Source organism: Agromyces flavus, from assembly GCF_900104685.1.
Taxonomy (GTDB): domain Bacteria; phylum Actinomycetota; class Actinomycetes; order Actinomycetales; family Microbacteriaceae; genus Agromyces; species Agromyces flavus.
In genome coordinates, this window is the sequence record NZ_LT629755.1 from 3469554 (window position 1) to 3490741 (window position 21188).

A 21188-nucleotide genomic window follows, 5' to 3' on the forward strand; every position below is an offset into this window, starting at 1 on the left:
CCGGGTTCTCAGTCGTGCTGCGCTCGCGCAGCGGCTGCCATGTACACGAGACAACCCGGAAAGCAGCCATGCCCAAGAACAAGAAGCCCGCCGGCGGTCGACCCGCCCGCAACTTCGACCCGTCGTACGCCGGTGCCCGCAAGAAGCCGGGCTCGCGCAGCCCCGGCCACCGCGGCTACCGCCCCGAGGAGCCCGCGTCCGATCGCGCGCCCCGCTGGTCGCGCGAGGAGCGCGTGGCGTCGGGCCGCACGCCGCACCGCTCCGAGCGCCCGGGTCGCGACCGCGACCGCGACGAGCGCGCGCCGCGCCGCGATCGGGACGATCGCGCCCCCCGTCGCTTCGACCGCGACGACCGCGCGCCCCGTCGGTTCGACCGCGACGACCGCGCCCCCCGTCGCTTCGAGGACGACCGCGCGCCGCGTCGTGATCGTGACGACCGCGCCCCGCGTCGATTCGACCGTGACGACCGCGCCCCCCGCGGCGACCGCGACGACCGCGCGCCCCGTCGCTTCGACCGTGACGACCGCGCCCCGCGTCGCGACCGCGACGACCGCGCCCCCCGTCGCTTCGACCGTGACGACCGCGCCCCCCGCGGCGACCGCGGCTTCGACCGCCCGGGCTTCCGCGACTCCGAGCGTCGCCCGACCTCCTTCTTCCCCGACCGCGACCGCACCGAGCGCTTCCAGCCGGCCGACGATGTCGTGCTGGAGCGGCTCGAGGCCGAGGCCATCCGTGCCGAGGAGGTCGACGGCATCGGCTTCGCCGACCTCGGCCTCGGCGGCAACATCGTGCGCGCCCTGCAGGAGCTCGGCGCCGAGTCGCCGTTCCCGATCCAGGCCGCGACGATCCCGGTCGTGCTCGAGGGCCGCGACGTCCTGGGCCGCGGCCGCACCGGATCCGGCAAGACCATCGCGTTCGGCGCCCCCACGGTGGAGCGCCTCATGCGCATGTGGGCCGAGTCCGGCAAGTCGGGCGGCAAGCGGCAGTTCGGCCGCGCCCCTCGCGCACTCGTGCTCGCGCCGACCCGTGAGCTCGCCCTCCAGATCGACCGCACGGTGCAGCCGATCGCGCGCAGCGTCGGCCTCTTCACGACCCAGGTCTACGGCGGCGTGCCCCAGGGCCGCCAGGTGGGCGCCCTCCAGCGCGGCGTCGACATCGTGATCGGCACCCCCGGGCGCGTCGAGGACCTCGTCGAGCAGGGTCACCTCGACCTCAGCGAGGTCGCGATCACGATCCTCGACGAGGCCGACCACATGTGCGACCTCGGCTTCCTCGAGCCGGTGCAGCGGATCCTCCGCCACACCGCCGACGGCGGCCAGAAGCTGCTCTTCTCCGCGACGCTCGACACCGGCGTGGCCGCGCTCGTCGACGAGTTCCTCGTCGACCCGGCCGTGCACGAGGTCGCCGGCGAGGACCAGGCGTCGGGCACGATCGAGCACCGCGTCTTCGTCATCGACCACCGCGACAAGCGCGACATCGTCGCCCGGCTCGCCGACCGGGACGGTCGCACGCTCGTCTTCGCCCGCACGCGCGCCTTCGCCGAGGATCTCACCGAGCACCTCGAGGACGCCGGCATCCTCGCGGTCGCGCTGCATGGCGACCTCAACCAGGCCAAGCGCACGCGCAACCTGCAGCAGCTCACGAGCGGCCGGGTCGACGTGCTGGTGGCGACGGATATCGCGGCGCGCGGCATCCACGTCGACGACATCGACCTCGTGATCCAGGCCGACGCGCCCGACGAGTACAAGACGTACCTGCACCGCTCGGGTCGCACCGGACGCGCCGGGCGCGCCGGCCGGGTCGTGACGCTCATCCCGCGCCACCGTCAGCGCCGGCTCGCCGAACTGCTCGGCCGCGCCGAGATCGAGGCCGCCTTCGAGGACGTGCGACTCGGCGACGAGCTGCTCGCCGACCTCGGCCCGGTCGCCGTCGACACGGTCTCCTGAGTCGCAGCCGGGCCCGGCGGCATCGACCGCCGGGCCCGGCCGGACTCGTGCGCGGACGGGACCAACGGCACACGCCGACCCTGCCGGCGCGCCGTAGCCTCTCGACGAAGCCGGGCGGCGGAGCGGATCCCGCTCGCGCGGTGCGAGCGGAGGGGACACGAATGAGCGACCAGGAGCCGACGCCGAACGGGGCCACGTCGCCCGAGCCCGACGCGATGCAGCCCACGGATTCTGCAGCGGCTGCACCGCCCGCGCCCCTCACGCGTGGCTGGCTCATCGGCGTCGGCGCCGCTGTGGTGGTGCTGTCGTTCGTGGCCGCCTTCCTGGGCGGATGGCTGGCCCGCTCGAGCACCGCGGAGGACGCGGCCGCGACCCCGCAGCCGACGGCGTCCGCGGAGGAGACGGTGGACTACGAGGAGGCGCTCGAGGAGATCCTGCCGGCCGGCTCGGCGGTGCGTGCCGGAACCGGAGTTCCGGAGTCGGGCAAGGGCTACGAGGGCGATGTCTACATCGACATCTCGACCTCCGACGTGTACCTCTTCCAGGATGACTGGACGCTCGTGGGCAACATCCGCGAGTCGGCCGCCGAGAACCTGACCGGCGAGCAGGGGCCGCAGGGCGCACAAGGCGCTCAAGGCGCCCAGGGCGAGCAGGGGGCCCAGGGCGAGCAGGGCGCGGCGGGCACGCCCGGCACGCAGGTGTCCCTCGGCGTCGGCGCTCCCGATCGTGCGGAGTGCACGGCCGACGGCGACATCTACATCGACACCGAGACCGTCGAGTTCTACGAATGCCGGAGCGGCGACTGGACGCTGTTCGGACCGACGGGCGGAACGCCGCCCACCGCGCCCGAGTCGCCCGAGCCGACGCCGGAACCGACGCCGGAGAGTGAGGGATAGCCCGACCCGTCGGCCCGGCGACGGCCGCTCGACTGGCGATCGCGCCATCCGTTCGGCATACTTACTGACTGAACGGTCGGTTTTGAAATCGACTCCGAGCGGATGCCGCGACCCGCCGATGCGCTGGCGGGCGAGGTTCCAGACGACGCAGTCAGGAGAGACCCATGGCCGAGGCCTACCTCGTCGGCGGAGTGCGGACGCCAGTCGGACGATACGGCGGGGCGCTCGCGGGTGTCCGACCCGACGACCTCGCGAGCCTCGTGGTCGGCGAGGCGATCCGGCGCGCGCGCATCGACGAGGAGGCGATCGAGGCCGGCGCGGTCGACGAGGTCATCCTCGGTGCCGCGAACCAGGCCGGCGAAGACAATCGGAACGTCGCGCGCATGTCGGTGCTGCTCGCCGGCCTGCCCGATTCGGTGCCGGGCATCACGGTCAACCGGCTGTGCGCCTCGGGCATGTCGGCGATCATCATGGCCGCCCAGGCGATCCGGGCCGGCGACGCCGACCTCATCATCGCGGGCGGCGTCGAGTCGATGACGCGGGCGCCCTGGGTGCAGGCCAAGCCCGAGAAGCCGTGGGCCAAGCCCGGCGAGGCCTACGACACCTCGATCGGCTGGCGCTTCCCCAATCCCGAACTGCTCGCACGCGAGAAGGCCACGTTCTCGATGCCCGAGACCGCGGAGGAGGTCGCGCGCGTCGACGGCATCTCGCGCGAGGACGCCGACGCATTCGCGCTGCGCTCGCAGCAGCGCGCGGCCGCGGCCATCGACGCCGGCCGCTTCGAGGCTGAGATCGTGGGCGTCCCGACGGCCAAGGGGAAGGTGCTGGTCGACGAAGGCCCGCGGCGGGACACGTCGCTCGAGGTGCTTTCGGGGCTCCGTCCGGTCGTGCGGGGCGGCTCGGTGGTGACCGCCGGCAACTCGAGCTCGCTCAACGACGGCGCGAGCGCGATCGTCGTCGCGAGCGCGTCGGCCGTCGAGCGCTACGGGCTCACGCCGCGCGCCCGCGTGGTGGTCGGCGCGTCGGCGGGTCTCGCGCCCGAGATCATGGGCCTCGGCCCGGTGCCCGCGACCGAGAAGGCGCTCGAGCGCTCGGGCATCGATCTCGACGACATCGGGTCGGTCGAGCTCAACGAGGCGTTCGCCACGCAGTCGCTCGCGAGCATGCGGCGGCTCGGCCTCGACCCCGAGCGCGTCAACGCCGACGGCGGGGCGATCGCCCTGGGCCATCCGCTCGGCTCGTCGGGCTGCCGGCTCGTCGTGACGCTGCTCGGGCGCATGGAGCGCGAGGACTCGCGCTACGGCCTCGCGACCATGTGCGTCGGCGTCGGCCAGGGCACCGCGCTGATCGTCGAGGGCATGCGATGAACTCGCCGGATGTCGCGGTGTCACCGGATGTGCCCTCGCCGCTGCTCGTCGAACGCCGCGACGATCGGGTCGTCGCGACCCTGAACCGTCCCGACAAGCGCAACGCGATCGACCAGGCCACGATCGACGCGCTGCACGCGCTGTGCGCCGAGCTCGAGGCCGAGCCGCGCACCCTGGTCATCACCGGCGCGGGCGGGGTGTTCGCATCCGGCGCCGACATCGCGCAGCTCCGCGAGCGCCGTGCGGCCGACGCGCTCGCGGGCATCAACGCGAACGCGTTCGTGCGCGTCAACGAGCTGCCCATGCCCGTGATCGCGGCGATCGACGGGTGGGCGCTGGGCGGCGGCGCCGAGCTCGCGTTCGCCGCCGACATCCGCATCGGCACGCCCGACGCGAAGTTCGGCAACCCCGAGACGGGCCTCGGGATCATCCCGGCGGCGGGCGCGACGTGGCGGCTGAAGGAGATCGTGGGCGAGTCTCGGGCGTCCGAGCTGCTGCTCACCGGGCGGATCGTCGACGCCGCGGAGGCGCTCTCGATCGGGCTCGTGACCGCGGTGCATCCCGCCGCCGACCTGCTGGCCGAGGCGCACGCGCTCGCCGACCGCATCGCGCGCAACGACCGCGACGCGACGATCGCGACCAAGCGCGTGCTGCGCGCACCGCGCGTCGACCACCCGCGCGTCGACCTCGAGTCGCAGGCCGTGCTGTTCGAGAGTCCCGAGAAGCACCGCCGCATGACCGAGTTCCTGGAACGCCGAGCGAAGAGGAGTGCCGAGTGACCGACACCGAGACCCCCATCCCGGCCGGCCCGTCCGCGCCCGACCGCGTCGGCGTCCTCGGCGGCGGACGCATGGGCGCCGGCATCGCCCACGCGTTCCTGCTCGCGGGCTCGCACGTGACCGTCGTCGAGCGTGACGACGACGCGGCCGAAGGGGCGCGCGGTCGCGTGCTCGACTCGGTCGCGGCATCCGTCGCCCGTGGCAGCACCGAGGAGACGGCCGACGCGATCGGCACCCGCTTCACCGTGGCGACCGCCACCGATGCCTTCGCCGACGCCGACCTCGTGATCGAGGCGGTACCGGAAGACCTCGGGCTGAAGCTCGACGCGCTCACCCGCGTCGAAGCGGTGCTGGGGGCGGATGCCGCGCTCGCGTCGAACACGTCGTCGATCTCGATCGACGGGCTCGCGGGCCGGCTCGACCGTCCGGAGCGGTTCCTCGGCCTGCACTTCTTCAACCCCGTGCCCGCCTCGGCCCTCGTCGAGGTCGTGCGCGGCGCGCAGACCGACGGCGCGCTCGTCGAGCAGGCGCGCGGGTGGGTCAGCGCGATCGCGAAGACCCCGATCGTGGTGCACGACGCCCCGGGCTTCGCGTCGAGCCGACTCGGCGTGGCGATCGGGCTCGAGGCGATCCGGATGCTCGAGGAGGGCGTGGCGTCCGCCGAGGACATCGACGCCGCCATGACGCTCGGCTACAAGCACCCGGTGGGCCCGCTCAAGCTCACCGACCTCGTCGGACTCGACGTGCGGCTCGGCATCGCCGAGTACCTCGCGGGCGAGCTCGGCGACCGATTCGAACCGCCCGCCCTGCTGCGCCGCATGGTCGCGGAGGGCAAGCTCGGCCGCAAGACCGGCGAGGGCTTCTACCTGTGGGACGCGCAGTGAGCTTCGTTTCAGGAGCTCGGAGGCTGCTCAGGACGGGATCGACCGTTCGATCCTGACGAGCCTCCGTCTTCCTGAAACCGCTTGGACCAATGAGGAGAGAACGATGACCGAGATCCTGCCCAGCTACGTGCGCGACGCGTGGTGGACGCCAGACCAGGCCGCCGTGGCCTCCGCGACGGAGGTGCGCGACGCGTCGACCGGCGAGCTCGTCGCGCGCGTCTCGACCGAGGGCCTCGACCTCGCCGCCGCGCTGGAGCACGCTCGCACGATCGGCCAGCGCTCGCTCGGCGAGCTCACCTTCCACCAGCGCGCGGTGCTGCTCAAGCAGATGGCGCTCGTGCTCACCGAGCGCAAGGCCGAGCTCTACGAGCTCTCCGCCCGCACGGGCGCGACCCAGCGCGACTCGTGGGTCGACATCGACGGCGGCATCGGCGTGCTCTTCACGTACTCGTCGAAGGGGCGCCGCGAGCTGCCGAACGCGAAGGTGCTCGTCGACGGCCCGGTCGAGCCGCTGTCGAAGGACGGCTCGTTCATCGGGCGTCACGTCTACACGCGCCTGCCCGGCGTCGCGGTGCAGATCAACGCGTTCAACTTCCCCGTCTGGGGCTCGCTCGAGAAGTTCGCCCCGGCGTTCCTCGCGGGCGTGCCGACCGTGGTGAAGCCGGCCACGCCCACCGGCTACCTCACCGAGGCGTACGTGCGGATCCTCGTCGAGTCGGGCCTGCTGCCCGCGGGCTCGCTGCAGCTCGTGTCGGGCAGCGTGCCCGACCTGTTCGACCACCTGCGACTCGGCGACCACGTCGCATTCACCGGATCGGCCTCGACGGCCGAGCGGCTGCGCGCGCACGATTCGGTGCAGACCGGCGGCGTGCGGTTCTCGAGCGAGACCGACTCGATCAACGCGTCGGTGCTGGGTACGGATGCCACGCCCGAGACGCCGGAGTTCGACGCCTACGTCAAGCAGCTCGTCGTCGAGATGACCTCGAAGGCGGGGCAGAAGTGCACGGCGATCCGCCGCGCCATCGTGCCCGCCGCATCCGTCGACGCGCTCGTCGACGCGGTGCGCGAGCGCCTCGCCGAGCGCGTGGTCGTCGGCGACCCGCGCGCCGAGGGCACCACCATGGGCCCGCTCGCCTCGACGGGGCAGCGCGACGAGGTGCTCCGACAGGTGCGCCGCCTGCAGGAGGCCGGCGGCGAGCTCGTCATCGGCTCGCTCGAGGCGCCCGAGGGCGTCGACGCCGAGGGCGCGTTCGTGCAGCCCATGCTGTTGAAGTTCACGGATGCCGCCGCACCCGCGGTGCACGAGGTGGAGGCGTTCGGCCCCGTGGCATCCGTCATCGCCTACGACTCGATCGACCAGGCCGTCGACCTCGTCGCGCGTGGCGGCGGTTCGCTCGTCACGAGCGTCGCGACGCACGACCCCGAGGTCGCGATCGCGCTCGCCACGGGCATCGCGCCCATGAACGGACGGCTCCTGTTCCTCGATCGCGATGACGCGCGCTCGTCGACCGGACACGGCTCGCCCGTTCCTCACCTCGTGCACGGCGGACCGGGTCGCGCCGGCGGCAGCGAGGAGCTCGGCGGCATGCGTGCCGTCAAGCACTACATGCAGCGCACCGCGGTGCAGGGTTCGCCGGCGATGCTCACGGCGCTCACCGGCGTGTGGCACTCGGGTGCCGAGGCGCGCCCCTACCTGGAGGCCGGCGAGCCGCACCCGTTCCGCAAGTCGCTGGCCGACCTGCGCATCGGCGACCAGGTCGCCTCGGCGCCCCGGACCGTGACGCTCGATGACATCGAGACGTTCGCGAACTTCACCGGCGACACGTTCTACGCGCACATGGACGAGGAGGCGGCGGCCGCGAACCCGTTCTTCCCCGGACGCGTCGCGCACGGCTACCTGCTCGTGTCGTGGGCGGCGGGCCTGTTCGTGGATGCCGCGCCCGGGCCGGTGCTCGCGAACTACGGCCTCGAGAACCTGCGCTTCATCACGCCGGTGTCGCCGGGCGACTCGATCCGCGTCGAGCTCACGGCGAAGGAGATCTCACCGCGCGAGACCGACGAGTACGGCGAGGTGCGCTGGGACGCGGTGCTGAAGAACCAGGACGACGAGATCGTGGCGACCTACGACGTGCTCACGCTCGTGGCGAAGGAGCCCATGCCGGCGCCGCAGCCCGCGTGACACGCGCAGCCCGTGTGACGCGCGCGTCCGCGTGACACGCGCGGTCGCGGGTCACCCCCGGACCGCGAGGACGAACGGGAGCACCTCGGTCGCGCCCGCCTGGCGGAGGGTGCGCGCGGCGACGCTGAGGGTCCACCGGCTGTCGGCCTGGTCGTCGATGAGCAGCACCCCGCCGGCGGGGACATCGAGGCCATCGGCGCTGAACCGGCTCCAGACGCCCGCGAGTCGGAAAGCGCTGTTGCCGCCGGGCGCGCCCGTCGGGCCGCCGTCGACGGGCGCGAGGGCGCCGAGGTAGGGCAGGCGGCCCACCTCGGCCAGGCCGCGCGCGAGCGAGTCGACGAGCTGCGGTCGCGAGCGCGACGGCACCGAGACGACCGCCACGGGTCGCTCGGCCCACCCCCACTCGGCGAGCACGCGGACGCACGCCGCGAGGAGCTGGGGCGGGATCGGTGCGTCGGGCGTGCCCGTGGCGAAGAGCTCGCGCAGCGTTCCGCCCCAGCCGAGGTCGGTGAGCCGCGAGAGCGCGCGGCCCTCGGCGGCCTGCTCGCCCGACGGGATGCGGCCCTTGACCGGCACGCCGAGCCGGTCGGCGCCGGTCGGCCACGCGCGCCGCGGCTCGATCGGCACGCCCACGCGGTCGAGCGCCCCGGCGGCCGCCTCGGCCGCGCCGTCGGCCAGGCCGAGGTCGTACCATGCACCCGCGCAGTTGTCGCAGCGGCCACAGGGCCGCGCCGTGTCGTCGTCGAGTGTGCGCTGGAGGTATTCCATGCGGCATCCGTCGGTCGTCTCGTAGTCGATCATGTGCTGCTGCTCGGCCTCGCGTGCGGCCGCGATCCGGGCGTAGCGTTCGGCGTCGTACGACCACGGCTCGCCGGTCGCGACCCAGCCGCCCTGCACGCGGCGGACGGCCCCGTCGACATCGAGCACCTTGAGCAGGAGCTCGAGCGGGGTGCGCCTGATGTCGACGCGCGCTTCGAGGGCCGGCGTCGAGAGCGGGACGTCGGAGAGCTCGGCGATGACCCGCCGGGCGCGATCCTCGTCGGGCATCGACGCGGTCGCGAAGTAGTGCCAGATCGCGGGGTCCTCGGGTCCGGGCAGCAGCAGCACGTCGGCGCTGTCGGTCGCACGACCTGCGCGGCCCACCTGCTGGTAGTACGCGACCGGCGACGAGGGCGCGCCGAGGTGCAGCACGAATCCGAGGTCGGGCTTGTCGAATCCCATGCCGAGCGCGCTCGTCGCGACGAGCGCCTTGACCTCGTTGCGCTTCAGCAGCGCCTCGGACTCCTCGCGTTCGTCGGGGTCGGTCTGGCCCGTGTAGGCGCGCACCTCGTGCCCGCGTTCGCGCAGCAGCCGTGCGGTGTCGTTCGCTGCCGAGACGGTGAGCGCGTAGATGATGCCCGAGCCCGGCAGGTCGTCGAGGTGGCTGAGCAGCCATGCGAGGCGCGTCGGGGCGTCGGGGAGGCGCAGCACGCCGAGGCGGAGCGACGTGCGAGCCAGCGGCCCGCGGATCGTCACCACGTCGTCGCCGTGGCCGAGCTGTTCCGCGACGTCGGCGACCACCCGGCTGTTCGCGGTCGCCGTGGTCGCGAGCACGGGCACCGCCGCAGGGATGTCGGCGATGAGCTCGCGCAGCCGCCGGTAGTCGGGCCGGAAGTCGTGGCCCCAGTCGCTGATGCAGTGCGCCTCGTCGACGACCAGCATGCCGATCCGGCCTCTGAGCGCGGGCTGCTGCTGCTCGCGGAACGCCGGGTTGTTCAGCCGCTCGGGCGAGACGAGCAGCACGTCGACGGCGTCGTCGGCGAGACGCTGCTGCACGTCGGCCCATTCGTGCGGATTGGTGGAGTTGATGGCTGCGGCATGCACCCCGGCGCGCTCGGCGGCCGCGATCTGGTCGCGCATGAGCGACAGGAGGGGCGAGACGAGCACCGTCGGTCCGGCCCCTCGACGTCGCAGGAGGAGCGTCGCGACGAAGTACACGGCCGACTTCCCCCAGCCGGTGCGCTGCACGACGAGCGCCCGCCGCCGGCCATCCACGAGCGCCTCGATCGCCTCGTACTGGCCGTCGTGGAAATCGGCGTCGTCGCGCCCGACGAGCTCGCGCAGGGCGGCGAGCGCCTCGGTGCGCGTGTCGGCGGACGTGACGGACGCGGAGGTCGAGGACATGCGTCCCACTCTGGCCCACGCCGCCGACAGCCGCCCGGCCTTCCCTCGGCATGAAGCATTCGTCCGACCCACCTCAGTCCCGGCGTCCGCGGCATCGCCGCGGATACGGCATCTGCCCGATTCCGGCAGGTCACCTCAGGGAGGAGCGTAGGGCTCATCACGAAGGGGACAGGAATGATGCAGATCTCGGAATTCAGCTTCCCGCACCTGCATGCCGCTCACGAGGAGCGCTTGGCGGTCGAACTCGAGCGCCGGCGCCTCGCAGCTGAGCGTCGAGCGGATGCCGCGGCCGCGGCGCCGTCGGCGGGCCGCACCCGTCGCGCCGTCCGCAGCAGGCTGGCACGACTCGTGTCGAGCGAGTCGGGCGCAGTGCGCACCGGCGAGCCGTGCGCCGCGTGCCCGTAGGGCGCGGCGCGGCAGGGAGTCAGTCCGGCGTCGAGGCGGAGGCATCCGCGACCCACGCGATCGCCTCCGCCTTCCGCGTCAGCGGAAACACCTTGAACTCGCCGGGGACGAGGCCACCGAAGGCGACCGCGAGACCCGTGATCACGTCGCGATCCGTCACGAGCGCCGCGCGCCCCCACACGTCGAGCGGCCGGCCGAGGAACGCGGCATCCGCCATGATCGCGCCGAGCGAGTAGCGGTCGAACCCGTCGTCGATGACGAGCACCAGGTCGACCTTCCCGGATGCCGCGACTGCGGCGTCGATCGCCGGATCCAGCACCTCGCGGTAGTCGTCGGCGGTCACTGTGCCGACGGCGCGGAAGCCGATCACCCCGGGCGGCAGGTCCTGCAGCAGTTCGATCATGTCGTCCCCCTTGTGAGCATTCTGCCCGTCATCCGGGCCGGGGCCCAGCCCATGGGCGTCCTGCGACGCGGTGATCGCGCGGCTCAGGAGCGGGCCGCGGCCGGGACCCGCAGCCCGTCGAGCGCGACGGCGATCACGTCGTCGGCCAGTCGCGCGGCATCCTCGCGGCCGCCCGGGCGGTACCACTCGACGATCGAGTTGATCATCCCGAACAGCAGGCGCTCGACGACGCGCACGTCGATGTCGCTGCGGAGCGTGCCCTCGGCCTGCGCCGCCGACACGAGCTCGGTGACGCGCTTGTCGAAGGCGCGCCGACGCGCGAGGGCCCGGCGCTCGACGTCGGTGTTGCCCCGCACCCGGAGCAACAGCGTCACCGAGGGCAGCTCGGCGACAAGCACGTGCACGGCCCCGCGGAGCACGTGGTCGAGGCGGTCGGCCGCGGTCCCGGCTGAGGCGCCCGCCTCGTCGAAGACCCCCTCGAGGGAGCTCAGGGCCTGGTCGAGCGCGCGGTCGAGGATCTCGTCCTTCGAGGCGAAGTGGTGGTAGATCGCCGACTTCGACAGGCCGAGCCGCTCGGCGAGCACGCCCATCGAGGTGGCGTCGTAGCCGTACTCGTTGAACGCGGCGACCGCGACCGCGAGGATGCCCTGCTGGTCGTATCCCGGCCGCCCGCGTCGCGCCGTCCCGTTCCCGTTCTCCGACATTCCCCTCAGTCTCGCATCCGTGCCGCCCGTCGGCTCAGCGCGGCTCGCGCAGGTCGTAGACGCGCTTGTACTTGCCCTCGCTGCGGGGCAGCGCTCCCGGCTCCTCGAGCTGGACGCGCACCGACGAGCCGATGAACTCCTTGATCTTGCCCGCGAGCACGACCGTCGCGGCCTGGCATGCGTCGACCGGCAGGTCGGGGTGCCGTTCGATCCGCACGGTCATGTCGTCCATGTGGCCGGTGCGCGTGAGCTCGATGATGAAATGCGGCGTGAGGTGCTCGATCTCGAGCACGAGCTCCTCGATCTGCGTGGGGAAGAGGTTGACCCCGCGCAGGATGATCATGTCGTCGTTGCGGCCCGTGATCTTCTCCATGCGGCGCATGCCGGGGCGGGCCGTGCCGGGCAGCAGGCGCGTGAGGTCGCGCGTGCGGTACCGGATGACGGGGAACGCCTCCTTGGTCAGCGACGTGAAGACCAGTTCGCCCTGCTCGCCGTCGGGCAGCTGCTCGCCGGTGTCGCCGTCGATGATCTCGGGCAGGAAGTGGTCCTCCCAGAGGTGCGGGCCGTCCTTGGTCTCGACGCACTCGTTGCCGACGCCGGGCCCCATGACCTCGGACAGGCCGTAGATGTCGACCGCGTCGATGCCGAGCTTGTCCTCGATGCGTCGCCGCATCTCGTTGGTCCACGGCTCGGCGCCGAGGATCGCGACCTTGAGCGACGTCGAGCGCGGGTCGATGCCGGCCTCCTCCATCGCGTCGGCGATCGTGAGCAGGTAGCTCGGCGTGCACATGATCGCGTCGGGCTCGAAGTCGCGGATGAGCTGCACCTGGCGCGCGGTCTGGCCGCCCGACATCGGGATGACCGTCGCGCCGAGCTTCTCGATGCCGGCGTGCGCGCCGAGGCCGCCCGTGAAGAGGCCGTAGCCGTACGCGTTGTGCACCTTCATGCCCGGACGCACGCCGCTCGCGCGGAGCGATCGGGCGATGAGCGAGGCCCAGCGGTCGAGATCGTCGTGCGTGTAGCCGACGACGGTCGGCCGGCCGGTCGTGCCCGACGAGGCGTGGATGCGGGCGACGCGCTCCATCGGCACGGCGAACATGCCGAACGGGTAGGTCTCGCGCAGGTCGGCCTTGGTCGTGAACGGCAGCTTCGCGACATCCGCCAGGGTCTGGATGTCGTCGGGATGCACGCCGTGCTCGTCGAACTTGCGGCGGTACAGCGGCACGTTCTCGTACGCATGGCGCACGGTCCACTGCAGGCGTTCGAGCTGGAGCGCCTCGATCTCGGCGCGCGACATGCGCTCCTCGGGATCGAGCTCCTCGGGTGCGGCGGGCGTGACGCCCGAGACGGTCTCGGTGCTGGGAATGGTCGTCGTCGACACGGTGGCTCCCGGTGTGGTCAGAACGTGCGGTTGGTGGAGATCGAGCGGCCGCGGAACTCGGCGACGGCGTCGCCCTGCTCGTCGACGACCGTCACGTCGTAGAGGCCCGTGCGGCCGCTGCGGGCGCGGCGCACGGCGGTCGCCGTGAGCGTCTGCCCGGCGACCGTGGACTTGAGGAAGGTGATGTCGGCACCCGCAGCCACGGTGACGCGGTGGTCCTCGTTGCAGGCGATCGCGAAGGCCGTGTCGGCCAGGGTGAACACGAATCCGCCGTGGGTGATGGCGAAGCCGTTCGTCATGTCCTCCCGCACGCGCATCGACACGACGGCGTGGCCGGGGTCGTCGCGTTCGACGACGATGCCCATCATCGCGGAGGCGAGGTCGCGCTGCATCATCGAGCGGTTCAGGCGGGCGGATGCCTCGGCATCCGTCGTCTCGCCGGCCGGCTCGGCCGCGTCGTGGCGTTCGGTCGCGACATCCGTCATGCGCTGCTCCTCATCGAGTGCGGGGGATCGCCGCGGGTCCTCGTTGCCGCGACGCTTGACACGAGCCTATACTAACTGAACGATCGGTTGGTAATGCGGATGTCGCGACATCCGTTCCGCCCGATCCCGAGAGCATTGGAGTCGACGATGACCGCACCCGCTGACCTGAGCGTGGTCGAGGATGCCGAGGCGCAGGCGCGCTTCGAGGACCTCATCGCGCAGGACTCGCGCATCGAGCCGCGCGACTGGATGCCCGACGCGTACCGTAAGACGCTGATCCGGCAGATCAGCCAGCACGCGCACTCCGAGATCATCGGCATGCAGCCCGAGTCGAACTGGATCTCGCGCGCGCCGAGCCTCAAGCGCAAGGCGATCCTCATGGCCAAGGTGCAGGACGAAGCCGGTCACGGCCTCTACCTGTACTCGGCCGCGCAGACGCTCGGCATCAGCCGTGAGGAGATGACGCAGCAGCTCATCGAGGGCAAGGCCAAGTACTCCTCCATCTTCAACTACACGACGCCGACCTGGGCCGACATGGGCGCGATCGGATGGCTCGTCGACGGCGCCGCGATCTGCAACCAGGTGCCCCTGTGCCGTGCCTCCTACGGTCCGTACGGTCGCGCGATGATCCGCATCTGCAAGGAGGAGTCGTTCCACCAGCGCCAGGGCTTCGAGATCCTCCTCGAGCTCATGCAGGGCACCGAGGCGCAGCGGCGGATGGCGCAGGAGGCCGTCGACCGCTGGTACTGGCCCGCCCTCATGATGTTCGGCCCGCCCGACGACCAGTCGCCCAACTCGGCGCAGTCGATGGCGTGGAACATCAAGCGCTTCTCGAACGACGAGCTGCGCCAGCGCTTCGTCGGCATGCTCGTGCCGCAGGCCGAGGTCATGGGCGTCACCCTGCCCGACCCGAACCTGAAGTGGAACGAGGCCGAGCAGCGGTACGACATGAGCGAGATCGACTGGACGGAGTTCCACGAGGTGCTCGCCGGGCGCGGGCCGGCCAATGCCGAGCGGCTGCGCCGCCGCCGCGAGGCGCATGAAGAGGGCGCGTGGGTGCGCGAGGCGGCCGCCGAGTACGCCCGCAAGCAGGCACTGAAGCAGAAGGCGGTGGCGTGATGTCGACTCCGGGTGAGATGGGCACCGAGGCCTGGCCCCTCTGGGAGGTCTTCGTTCGGGCCAACCGAGGCCTCAGCCACGTGCATGTCGGGTCGCTGCACGCGCCCGACGCCGATATGGCCGTGCGCAACGCGCGCGACCTCTACACGCGCCGCAACGAGGGCGTGTCGATCTGGGTCGTGCCCGCCGACGCCGTGACCACGAGCGACCCCGACGCGAAGGGCGCGTTCTTCGAGAGCCCCGCGGGCAAGAACTACCGGCACGCGGTGTACTACACGAAGTCCGAAGGGGTGAAGCACCTATGAGCGCCGAGGACCTCGACCACCACGGCGACGTCACCGTCGACCGTGTCGCGCTCGCCGAGGAGCTCGCCGGCTCCGAGGCGACGGCCGGCCACGTGGCATCCGACGACGTGGCCGAGTACGCGCTGCGCCTCGGCGACGACGCGCTCGTGCTCAGCCAGCGCCTCGGTGACTGGATCAGCCGGGCGCCCGAGCTCGAGGAGGATGTCGCGCTCGCGAACATCGCGCTCGACCTGCTCGGCCACGCGCGCTCCTTGCTGCACTATGCGGGAACGCGCGACGGCCGCTCCGAGGACGACCTCGCCTACTTCCGCGACGAGCCCGACTTCCGCAACGCCTGGATCTTCGAGCAGCCGAACGGCGACTTCGCGCACACGATCGCGCGGCAGCTGTTCGTGGCGACGTACCTGCTCGAGCTCTACCGGGCGCTCGAGGGGTCGACGGATGCCACGCTCGCGGCGATCGCGTCGAAGTCCGCCAAGGAGGTCGACTACCACCGCGACCACGCGATCCAGTGGACGTTGCGGCTCGCCGGCGGCACCGACGAGTCCCGCCGCCGCATGGTCCGCGCGGTCGAGCAGACCTGGCCGTACGTCGACGAGCTGTTCCGCGACGACGAGCTCGCGTCCCGCCTCGCCGAGCAGGGCATCGCGCCCCTGCCGTCGTCGCTGCGCCCGGCGTTCGACGCGGTGATCGACGAGGTGTTCGCCGAGGCCGAACTGTCGCGCCCCGAGGGCCGGCTCGCGTTCGTGGTCGGCGGTCGTGGTCGTGAGGGCCAACACACCGAGCACCTCGGCCCGATGCTCGCCGAGATGCAGGTGCTGGCGCGCGCACACCCCGGAGCGTCGTGGTGACCGGGGCGCCCGAGGCATCCGTCGCCCGGCCGGTGCCGAACGACCCGGCCGCACGCGCCGCGTGGGACGTCGCGGCGACCGTGACCGACCCCGAGGTGCCCGTGCTCACGATCGAGGACCTGGGCGTGCTGCGCTCGGTCGCCGTCGACGACGACGGATCGGTGCACGTCGAGCTCACGCCGACGTACAGCGGATGCCCCGCGATGGACGCCATGCGCGACGACGTCGTGCTGGCCCTCACCCACGCCGGATACGACCGCGTCGACGTGCGGATGGTGCTCGCGCCCGCCTGGACGACCGACTGGATGAGCGAGTCCGGCAAGGACAAGCTCCGGAAGTACGGGATCCAGGCGCCTTCAGGCCACGCACCCGTGCGCGACGGCGGGCCCATCCGCCTGAAGATGGCGGTCAAGTGCCCGCGCTGCGACTCCCTGAACACCCGCGAACTCGCCCGCTTCGGCTCGACGTCGTGCAAGGCGCTCTACGAGTGCCTCGACTGCCTCGAGCCCTTCGACTACTTCAAGGTGCTCTGATGGCCGCGATCAACCTGGGCTCCACGGGAGCCCCCGCCCGCAGCGCCGCGGGCACGCTGACGACGGATGCCGCGATCGCCGACGCGTTCCTGCAGAGCGCGGTCGGCGGCGACACCGCCCCGAAGCGCCGCCGTGCCCGGTTCCACCGGCTCGAGGTCGCCGAGGTGCGCCCGCTGACGGATGACTCGGTCGAGGTCACCTTCGCCGTGCCCGACGAGCTCGCCGACGACTACACGTACCTGCCCGGCCAGTACGTCGCGCTCCGCCGCGAGTTCGACGGCCACGAGCTGCGTCGTTCGTACTCGATCTGCCGTCCGCCCGTGCGCGGCAGCGTGTCGGTCGCGATCAAGCGCGACCTCGGCGGGCGGTTCTCGACGTGGGCGAACTCCGAGCTCGCCGCGGGCGACCGCATCGACGTGATGAGCCCGCAGGGCACGTTCACCTCGGGACTCGACTCGCTCGACGGCAAGCACGTGGTCGGCATCGCCGCCGGCTCGGGCATCACGCCGCTCATGGCGCTTGCGCACACCGTGCTCGCGCGCTCCGACGACGCGCGGTTCACGCTCGTGTACACGAACCGCTCCACGCGCGACGTCATGTTCCTCGAGGAGCTCGCGGAGCTCAAGGATCGGTACCCGTCGCGGCTCGCGCTGCACCATGTGCTCTCGCGCGAGCAGCGCACCGCGCCCCTGCTCTCGGGGCGGATCGACGCCGAGAAGCTCGAGCGCATGCTCGACGCCCTCATCCCGCCCTCGACGGTCGACGAGTGGTTCCTGTGCGGACCGTTCGAGCTCGTGCAGCTCGCGCGCGACACTCTCGAGGCGCGAGGCGTGCCATCCGGTCGCGTGCGATACGAGCTGTTCACGACCGACGCCGACCGGGCGACCGAACCGCGCCACGGCCGGCCCGTGGTCGTCGAGCGGGGCGAGGCGACGTTCGACATCGAGTTCACGCTCGACGGCAACTCCTCGAGCGTCGAGAGCCCGGTCAGCGCGAACGAGTCGATCCTCAACGCGGCGCTGCGCGTCCGCGGCGACGTGCCCTTCGCGTGCGCGGGCGGTGTGTGCGGCACCTGCCGCGCCCGCGTGATCGAGGGCAGCGTCAACATGACCGAGAACTTCGCGCTGGAGCCCGACGAGCTCGAGCGCGGCTACGTGCTCACGTGCCAGTCGCACCCCACGTCCGACCGCGTCGTGGTGGACTACGACGTATGACCCGCATCGCGCGAAGGAGCGCCGCATGATCGAGCTCGAGATCCAGGACGGCGTGGCCGAGGTGGTGCTGAACGCACCCGCCAAGCTCAACGCGCTCGACGAGTCGGCGATCGCCGAGCTCGGCGACGCGTACGAGCGGGCGGAGTTCGCGGGCGTCCGCGCGCTCGTGCTGCGCGGCGAGGGGCGCGCGTTCTGCGCGGGCCGCGACATCGCCGGCGTCGACCCGCGCGACGACGACGTCCAGGGCTACCTCGGCGGGCTGGTCGAACCGTTGCTGAAGCGGATGTCGCGGTTCCCCGCGCCGACGTTCGCCGTCGCGCACGGGGCCTGCCTCGGCGTCGGGCTCGGCCTGCTCATCGCGTCCGACATCGTCTACGTCGCCGACACGGCGAAGATCGGCTCGCCGTTCAAGAACCTGGGGGCCACGCTCGACTCGGGCGGGCACGCACTGTTCTACGAGCGGCTCGGGGCCCACCGAACCATGGACCTCATCGTCACCGGGCGGCTCATGTCGGGCGCCGAAGCGGTGGCCGCCGGCCTCTTCTCGCAGGCGCTGCCCGCCGACGAGGTGCTCGAGGCGGCGCGCGCGGCCGCCCGCACCGCGGCATCCGGCCCGACGCAGGCGTTCATCGCCTCGAAACGGCTCATCGCCGACCTGCGGGACCATCGCCTGGGACTGTGGTCGTCGATGTCCGACGAGAACCGCGCGCAGGCCGCACTGTGCGACACAGACGACTATCGCGAGGGGTTCGCGGCCTTCCAGGAGAAGCGGACGCCGGCGTTCACCGGTCGCGGCTGACCGTCCCCAGTTCGGGTGGGAGGCAGGCGCCGCCCGGGGGACCGCGGGCTATCATCGCCGGGTAGGGGGAAGAGGCCCCGCATGAAGGAGCAATGATGAGGGCCCTCGTCGCATCGGTCGCCGCTGCGGTGATCGCGATCGCCGCACTGGGCGCAGCGCCGTCCGTCCCGGCCGCCTCGGCGGCACCGACGGCGAACCAGGCCGTCGCTGCAGTCGCGCCGCCGGCCGTGAACCCGATCGTCGCCGAGAATCGCCTGCCCGGCACGAACGCATGGCAGATCCCCTGGTCCGGGTACTCACTGGCGACCGATCGCGACCTCGCGGTCAAGGCGTTCGCGTCCGAGGTCAGCATCGACCAGGGCCAGTCCGTCGGCATCCACGTGCACGTCGCGACCGCGGGATCGACGCGCTACGACGTGTTCCGGCTCGGCTGGTACCAGGGCCAGGGCGGCCGCCGGGTGACGGGCGGCACGTTCAACGCATCGCCGGCACCCGCCTGCACCACTCAGGCGACGTACGGGACCGTGACGTGTCCCTGGCCGCGATCGTTCACGGTGCAGACCGGAGCGAACTGGACGAGCGGCGTCTACGCGGTCGTGGTGACCCGCGGGACGAAGCAGACCTACGCGTCGTTCGTGCTGCGCGACGACGACGCGTCCGGCAAGCTCGTGCACGTCCAGCCCACCTTCACCTATCAGGCGTACAACAACTTCCCCGACAACGGCACGACGGGCAAGAGCCTCTACACCTACAACTCCTACGGTGCGAAGACCGTCTCCGGAGACCGCCAGGCGGTCAAGGTCAGCTTCGATCGGCCCTACCCCAACTCGGGCGCCTCGCTGCTCATGAACGAGGAAGCGCCGATGATCCGCTATGCGGAATCGCGCGGGTTCGACGTCGTCTACGCCACCAATCTCGACCTGCATCGTGATCCCGGCCTGCTCGCCGGACAGCAGGGCATGATCTCGGTCGGACACGACGAGTACTGGAGCAGCGAGATGTTCACCGCGGCCGAGGTCGCGCGCGACGCCGGCGTCGACCTGGCCTACTTCGGCGGCAACAACATGTACTGGCAGGTGCGGGTGGAACCGTCGGCGTCCGGCACGCCGAACCGCATCATCGTCTGCTACCGCAGTGCCTCGCTCGACCCGGTGAAGGGTGCGACGAGCACCATCCGGTTCCGCGACATCCCACGCCCGGAGCAGCCCGTGATCGGCCAGATGTGGCCCGTGACGGACGGCCTCGGGCTGGTCGGATCCCCGGCGGCGTGGGTCGTGCGAGGGGCGAACCACTGGATGTACCGCGGAGCGGGCTTGCGCGACGGATCCAAGATCCCGGGGCTCGTCGGCATCGAGGCCGACCGCCGGCACGCCGAGTACCCCGCGCCGACCCTGCTCCAGGGCACCACGCAGGCGGTCCTCGCGCAGTCGCCCTTCACCGCCCGGAACGGGGGGACCGGCCTGCACGAGGCGACCCTCTACCAGGCGCCCTCGTCGGCTGTCGTGTTCTCCGCCGGAACGCTGAACTACACGTCGGGCCTGATGGGCGGATACGTGGCCGCGCAGCAGCCGGTCCGGACCATGACGACGAACCTCCTCTCGCGGTACAGCGGTGCACAACTCGCCGCGGGGACCGAGCGAGTCTGGGGGACCGACCGGTACGCGACGGCCGTGGCGCTCTCGAAGCGGGGCTTCCCCGACAGCGGCGTCCCCGTGGCGTACCTCGCCACGGGCGCCGCCTTCCCCGACGCACTCGCGGCAGGTGCGGCCACGGGCGGCGTTGGGCCGGTGCTGCTCGTGCCCGGAACGACCATCCCGCAGTCGGTCCTCACCGAGCTGACGCGGCTGCGGCCCGCGAAGCTCGTCGTGGCGGGCGGACCGTCCGTCGTCTCGGACGCCGTGATGGCCGCGGCCTCGAAGGCGGCCGGAGTGACGGCCGTGCGCGCGTCCGGCACCGACCGCTATGCGACGGCGGCCGACGTCTCGGCGCGCACGTTCTCGCCTGGCGTGCCGGTCGCCTACGTCGCGACGGGCGCCGACTTCCCCGATGCGCTCACGGCGAGCGCCGCGGCGGCGCAACTCGGAGGTCCCGTCCTGCTCACCGCTCCGACGGCCCTCCCGTCGTCCACTCGCGCCGAGCTCGACCGGCTGAACCCCCAGCGCGTCATCGTGGTGGGGTCGCCCGGCGCGGTCTCCGATGCCGTGCGAACGGCCATCACCGCGTACGCGCCTCGGGTCGTCCGCCTCGGCGGCGCCGATCGCTACGAGACGGCGGCGGCGATCGCGCAGGACCTCGCTGCAGCCGGATCCGTGAACCTCGCCGCCGTCGCAACGGGCCTGAACTTCCCCGACGGCCTCGCGGCCGGTCCGGTGGTGGCCTCGCAGGGCGGGGTGCTGCTCATCACGGCGACCTCGCTCACGCCGGGAGTGGCCGAGCAGCTCGTGCGAGGCGATCCGGGCAACGTCATGCTCGCCGGCTCCGAGAGCGTGATCTCGGCGAGCGTCGCCAACGCGATCGCGGGACTGTTCGCGCCGATCGGCACGAGCACCCTCGAAGCTCCGCTGCAGTCCCTCACGAACGACGCGACCGTGCCCGACACGGGTCCGCAGGACGAGTTCATCCCGCCGGGGCTCCAGGGCAAGGAGCTCCCGTGGCTCGACACGCCGGCGGCGGACCGCCGTCCGCCGACGGCGGGCCAGGGGTGACCGACCCGGTCCGCGTCGCCATTTAGGGTCCCGTCGGTCGGTCGTCCGCTGGGTCGGCCGCGCGGCCGAC

At 72.2% G+C, this 21188-nt stretch carries 19 protein-coding genes; 14 read left to right on the forward strand and 5 right to left on the reverse strand.

Translation table 11 applies throughout. The annotated features are described in order from the left end of the window. The first annotated feature begins 68 nt into the window (after positions 1 to 68). The 6 genes from BLT99_RS16470 (at position 69) to paaZ (ending at position 8051) form a co-directional block, all read left to right on the forward strand. Positions 69 to 1946: a DEAD/DEAH box helicase gene (locus BLT99_RS16470; protein WP_092674875.1), complete on the forward strand. Its 1878-nt coding sequence runs from the start codon at positions 69 to 71 to the stop codon at positions 1944 to 1946. A 161-nt stretch (positions 1947 to 2107) separates the two neighbouring features. After that, complete coding sequence (locus BLT99_RS16475; RefSeq protein WP_092674878.1) at positions 2108 to 2842, forward strand: hypothetical protein; 735 nt, start codon at positions 2108 to 2110, stop codon at positions 2840 to 2842. A 164-nt stretch (positions 2843 to 3006) separates the two neighbouring features. Further along, positions 3007 to 4209: a thiolase family protein gene (locus BLT99_RS16480; protein ID WP_092674881.1), complete on the forward strand. Its 1203-nt coding sequence runs from the start codon at positions 3007 to 3009 to the stop codon at positions 4207 to 4209. Further along, entirely contained in the window at positions 4206 to 4988 is a 783-nt protein-coding gene (locus BLT99_RS16485; protein ID WP_092674884.1) for an enoyl-CoA hydratase/isomerase family protein, read from the forward strand. The genes BLT99_RS16480 and BLT99_RS16485 overlap by 4 nt, the downstream gene beginning before the upstream one ends. 71 nt (positions 4989 to 5059) lie before the next feature. Next, positions 5060 to 5872, forward strand: coding sequence for a 3-hydroxyacyl-CoA dehydrogenase family protein (locus BLT99_RS16490; RefSeq protein WP_229724606.1), 813 nt, complete (start codon positions 5060 to 5062; stop codon positions 5870 to 5872). A 103-nt stretch (positions 5873 to 5975) separates the two neighbouring features. Beyond that, the gene (gene paaZ / locus BLT99_RS16495; protein ID WP_092674887.1) at positions 5976 to 8051 is read left to right on the forward strand and encodes a phenylacetic acid degradation bifunctional protein PaaZ; all 2076 of its coding nucleotides are present in this window, start codon (positions 5976 to 5978) and stop codon (positions 8049 to 8051) included. Positions 8052 to 8102: 51 nt separating this feature from the next. Here the strand turns inward: paaZ and BLT99_RS16500 are convergent, their stop codons facing one another. After that, on the reverse strand, positions 8103 to 10214 hold the full coding sequence (locus BLT99_RS16500) for a RecQ family ATP-dependent DNA helicase (protein ID WP_092674890.1): 2112 nt from the start codon (positions 10212 to 10214) through the stop codon (positions 8103 to 8105). Positions 10215 to 10388: 174 nt separating this feature from the next. Between BLT99_RS16500 and BLT99_RS16505 the strand changes: the two genes are divergently transcribed. Next, positions 10389 to 10619: a hypothetical protein gene (locus BLT99_RS16505; protein ID WP_092674893.1), complete on the forward strand. Its 231-nt coding sequence runs from the start codon at positions 10389 to 10391 to the stop codon at positions 10617 to 10619. Between the two features lie 19 nt (positions 10620 to 10638). Here the strand turns inward: BLT99_RS16505 and BLT99_RS16510 are convergent, their stop codons facing one another. The 4 genes from BLT99_RS16510 to paaI form a co-directional block, all read right to left on the reverse strand. Continuing rightward, positions 10639 to 11022, reverse strand: coding sequence for a SpoIIAA family protein (locus BLT99_RS16510; protein WP_092674896.1), 384 nt, complete (start codon positions 11020 to 11022; stop codon positions 10639 to 10641). A gap of 83 nt (positions 11023 to 11105) precedes the next feature. Then, entirely contained in the window at positions 11106 to 11726 is a 621-nt protein-coding gene (locus BLT99_RS16515; protein WP_092674898.1) for a TetR/AcrR family transcriptional regulator, read from the reverse strand. 34 nt (positions 11727 to 11760) lie between these two features. Beyond that, on the reverse strand, positions 11761 to 13023 hold the full coding sequence (paaK, locus tag BLT99_RS16520) for a phenylacetate--CoA ligase PaaK (RefSeq protein WP_092676593.1): 1263 nt from the start codon (positions 13021 to 13023) through the stop codon (positions 11761 to 11763). 101 nt (positions 13024 to 13124) lie between these two features. After that, positions 13125 to 13592 carry a hydroxyphenylacetyl-CoA thioesterase PaaI gene (paaI, locus tag BLT99_RS16525; RefSeq protein ID WP_092674900.1) on the reverse strand — a complete coding sequence of 156 codons (468 nt, stop codon included), beginning with the start codon at positions 13590 to 13592 and terminating at the stop codon, positions 13125 to 13127. A 147-nt stretch (positions 13593 to 13739) separates the two neighbouring features. Between paaI and paaA the strand changes: the two genes are divergently transcribed. The 7 genes from paaA (at position 13740) to BLT99_RS16560 (ending at position 21118) form a co-directional block, all read left to right on the forward strand. Next, a complete protein-coding gene (gene paaA / locus BLT99_RS16530; RefSeq protein ID WP_092674905.1) occupies positions 13740 to 14711 on the forward strand; it encodes a 1,2-phenylacetyl-CoA epoxidase subunit PaaA in 972 nt (323 codons plus the stop codon). Further along, positions 14711 to 15016, forward strand: a complete 306-nt coding sequence (gene paaB / locus BLT99_RS16535) for a 1,2-phenylacetyl-CoA epoxidase subunit PaaB (RefSeq protein WP_092674907.1) — start codon at positions 14711 to 14713, stop codon at positions 15014 to 15016. Before paaA ends, paaB begins: the two co-directional genes overlap by 1 nt. Next, complete coding sequence (gene paaC, locus BLT99_RS16540; RefSeq protein WP_092674910.1) at positions 15013 to 15867, forward strand: 1,2-phenylacetyl-CoA epoxidase subunit PaaC; 855 nt, start codon at positions 15013 to 15015, stop codon at positions 15865 to 15867. The genes paaB and paaC overlap by 4 nt, the downstream gene beginning before the upstream one ends. Beyond that, entirely contained in the window at positions 15864 to 16400 is a 537-nt protein-coding gene (gene paaD, locus BLT99_RS16545; RefSeq protein WP_229724518.1) for a 1,2-phenylacetyl-CoA epoxidase subunit PaaD, read from the forward strand. The genes paaC and paaD overlap by 4 nt, the downstream gene beginning before the upstream one ends. Beyond that, entirely contained in the window at positions 16400 to 17614 is a 1215-nt protein-coding gene (gene paaE / locus BLT99_RS16550; protein WP_092674913.1) for a 1,2-phenylacetyl-CoA epoxidase subunit PaaE, read from the forward strand. Before paaD ends, paaE begins: the two co-directional genes overlap by 1 nt. A 25-nt stretch (positions 17615 to 17639) precedes the next feature. After that, complete coding sequence (locus BLT99_RS16555) at positions 17640 to 18413, forward strand: enoyl-CoA hydratase/isomerase family protein (RefSeq protein ID WP_092674915.1); 774 nt, start codon at positions 17640 to 17642, stop codon at positions 18411 to 18413. A 95-nt stretch (positions 18414 to 18508) separates the two neighbouring features. Beyond that, positions 18509 to 21118, forward strand: coding sequence for a cell wall-binding repeat-containing protein (locus BLT99_RS16560; RefSeq protein WP_166670902.1), 2610 nt, complete (start codon positions 18509 to 18511; stop codon positions 21116 to 21118). Positions 21119 to 21188 lie beyond the last annotated feature (70 nt).

Coding starts and splice junctions, on each gene's coding strand:
- BLT99_RS16470 (WP_092674875.1), top strand. CDS start 69: ATGCCCAAGAACAAGAAGCCCGCCGGCGGTCGACCCGCCCGCAACTTC.
- BLT99_RS16475 (WP_092674878.1), top strand. CDS start 2,108: ATGAGCGACCAGGAGCCGACGCCGAACGGGGCCACGTCGCCCGAGCCC.
- BLT99_RS16480 (WP_092674881.1), top strand. CDS start 3,007: ATGGCCGAGGCCTACCTCGTCGGCGGAGTGCGGACGCCAGTCGGACGA.
- BLT99_RS16485 (WP_092674884.1), top strand. CDS start 4,206: ATGAACTCGCCGGATGTCGCGGTGTCACCGGATGTGCCCTCGCCGCTG.
- BLT99_RS16490 (WP_229724606.1), top strand. CDS start 5,060: ATGGGCGCCGGCATCGCCCACGCGTTCCTGCTCGCGGGCTCGCACGTG.
- paaZ (WP_092674887.1), top strand. CDS start 5,976: ATGACCGAGATCCTGCCCAGCTACGTGCGCGACGCGTGGTGGACGCCA.
- BLT99_RS16500 (WP_092674890.1), bottom strand. CDS start 10,214: ATGTCCTCGACCTCCGCGTCCGTCACGTCCGCCGACACGCGCACCGAG.
- BLT99_RS16505 (WP_092674893.1), top strand. CDS start 10,389: ATGATGCAGATCTCGGAATTCAGCTTCCCGCACCTGCATGCCGCTCAC.
- BLT99_RS16510 (WP_092674896.1), bottom strand. CDS start 11,022: ATGATCGAACTGCTGCAGGACCTGCCGCCCGGGGTGATCGGCTTCCGC.
- BLT99_RS16515 (WP_092674898.1), bottom strand. CDS start 11,726: ATGTCGGAGAACGGGAACGGGACGGCGCGACGCGGGCGGCCGGGATAC.
- paaK (WP_092676593.1), bottom strand. CDS start 13,023: ATGTCGCGCGCCGAGATCGAGGCGCTCCAGCTCGAACGCCTGCAGTGG.
- paaI (WP_092674900.1), bottom strand. CDS start 13,592: ATGACGGATGTCGCGACCGAACGCCACGACGCGGCCGAGCCGGCCGGC.
- paaA (WP_092674905.1), top strand. CDS start 13,740: ATGACCGCACCCGCTGACCTGAGCGTGGTCGAGGATGCCGAGGCGCAG.
- paaB (WP_092674907.1), top strand. CDS start 14,711: ATGTCGACTCCGGGTGAGATGGGCACCGAGGCCTGGCCCCTCTGGGAG.
- paaC (WP_092674910.1), top strand. CDS start 15,013: ATGAGCGCCGAGGACCTCGACCACCACGGCGACGTCACCGTCGACCGT.
- paaE (WP_092674913.1), top strand. CDS start 16,400: ATGGCCGCGATCAACCTGGGCTCCACGGGAGCCCCCGCCCGCAGCGCC.
- BLT99_RS16555 (WP_092674915.1), top strand. CDS start 17,640: ATGATCGAGCTCGAGATCCAGGACGGCGTGGCCGAGGTGGTGCTGAAC.
- BLT99_RS16560 (WP_166670902.1), top strand. CDS start 18,509: ATGAGGGCCCTCGTCGCATCGGTCGCCGCTGCGGTGATCGCGATCGCC.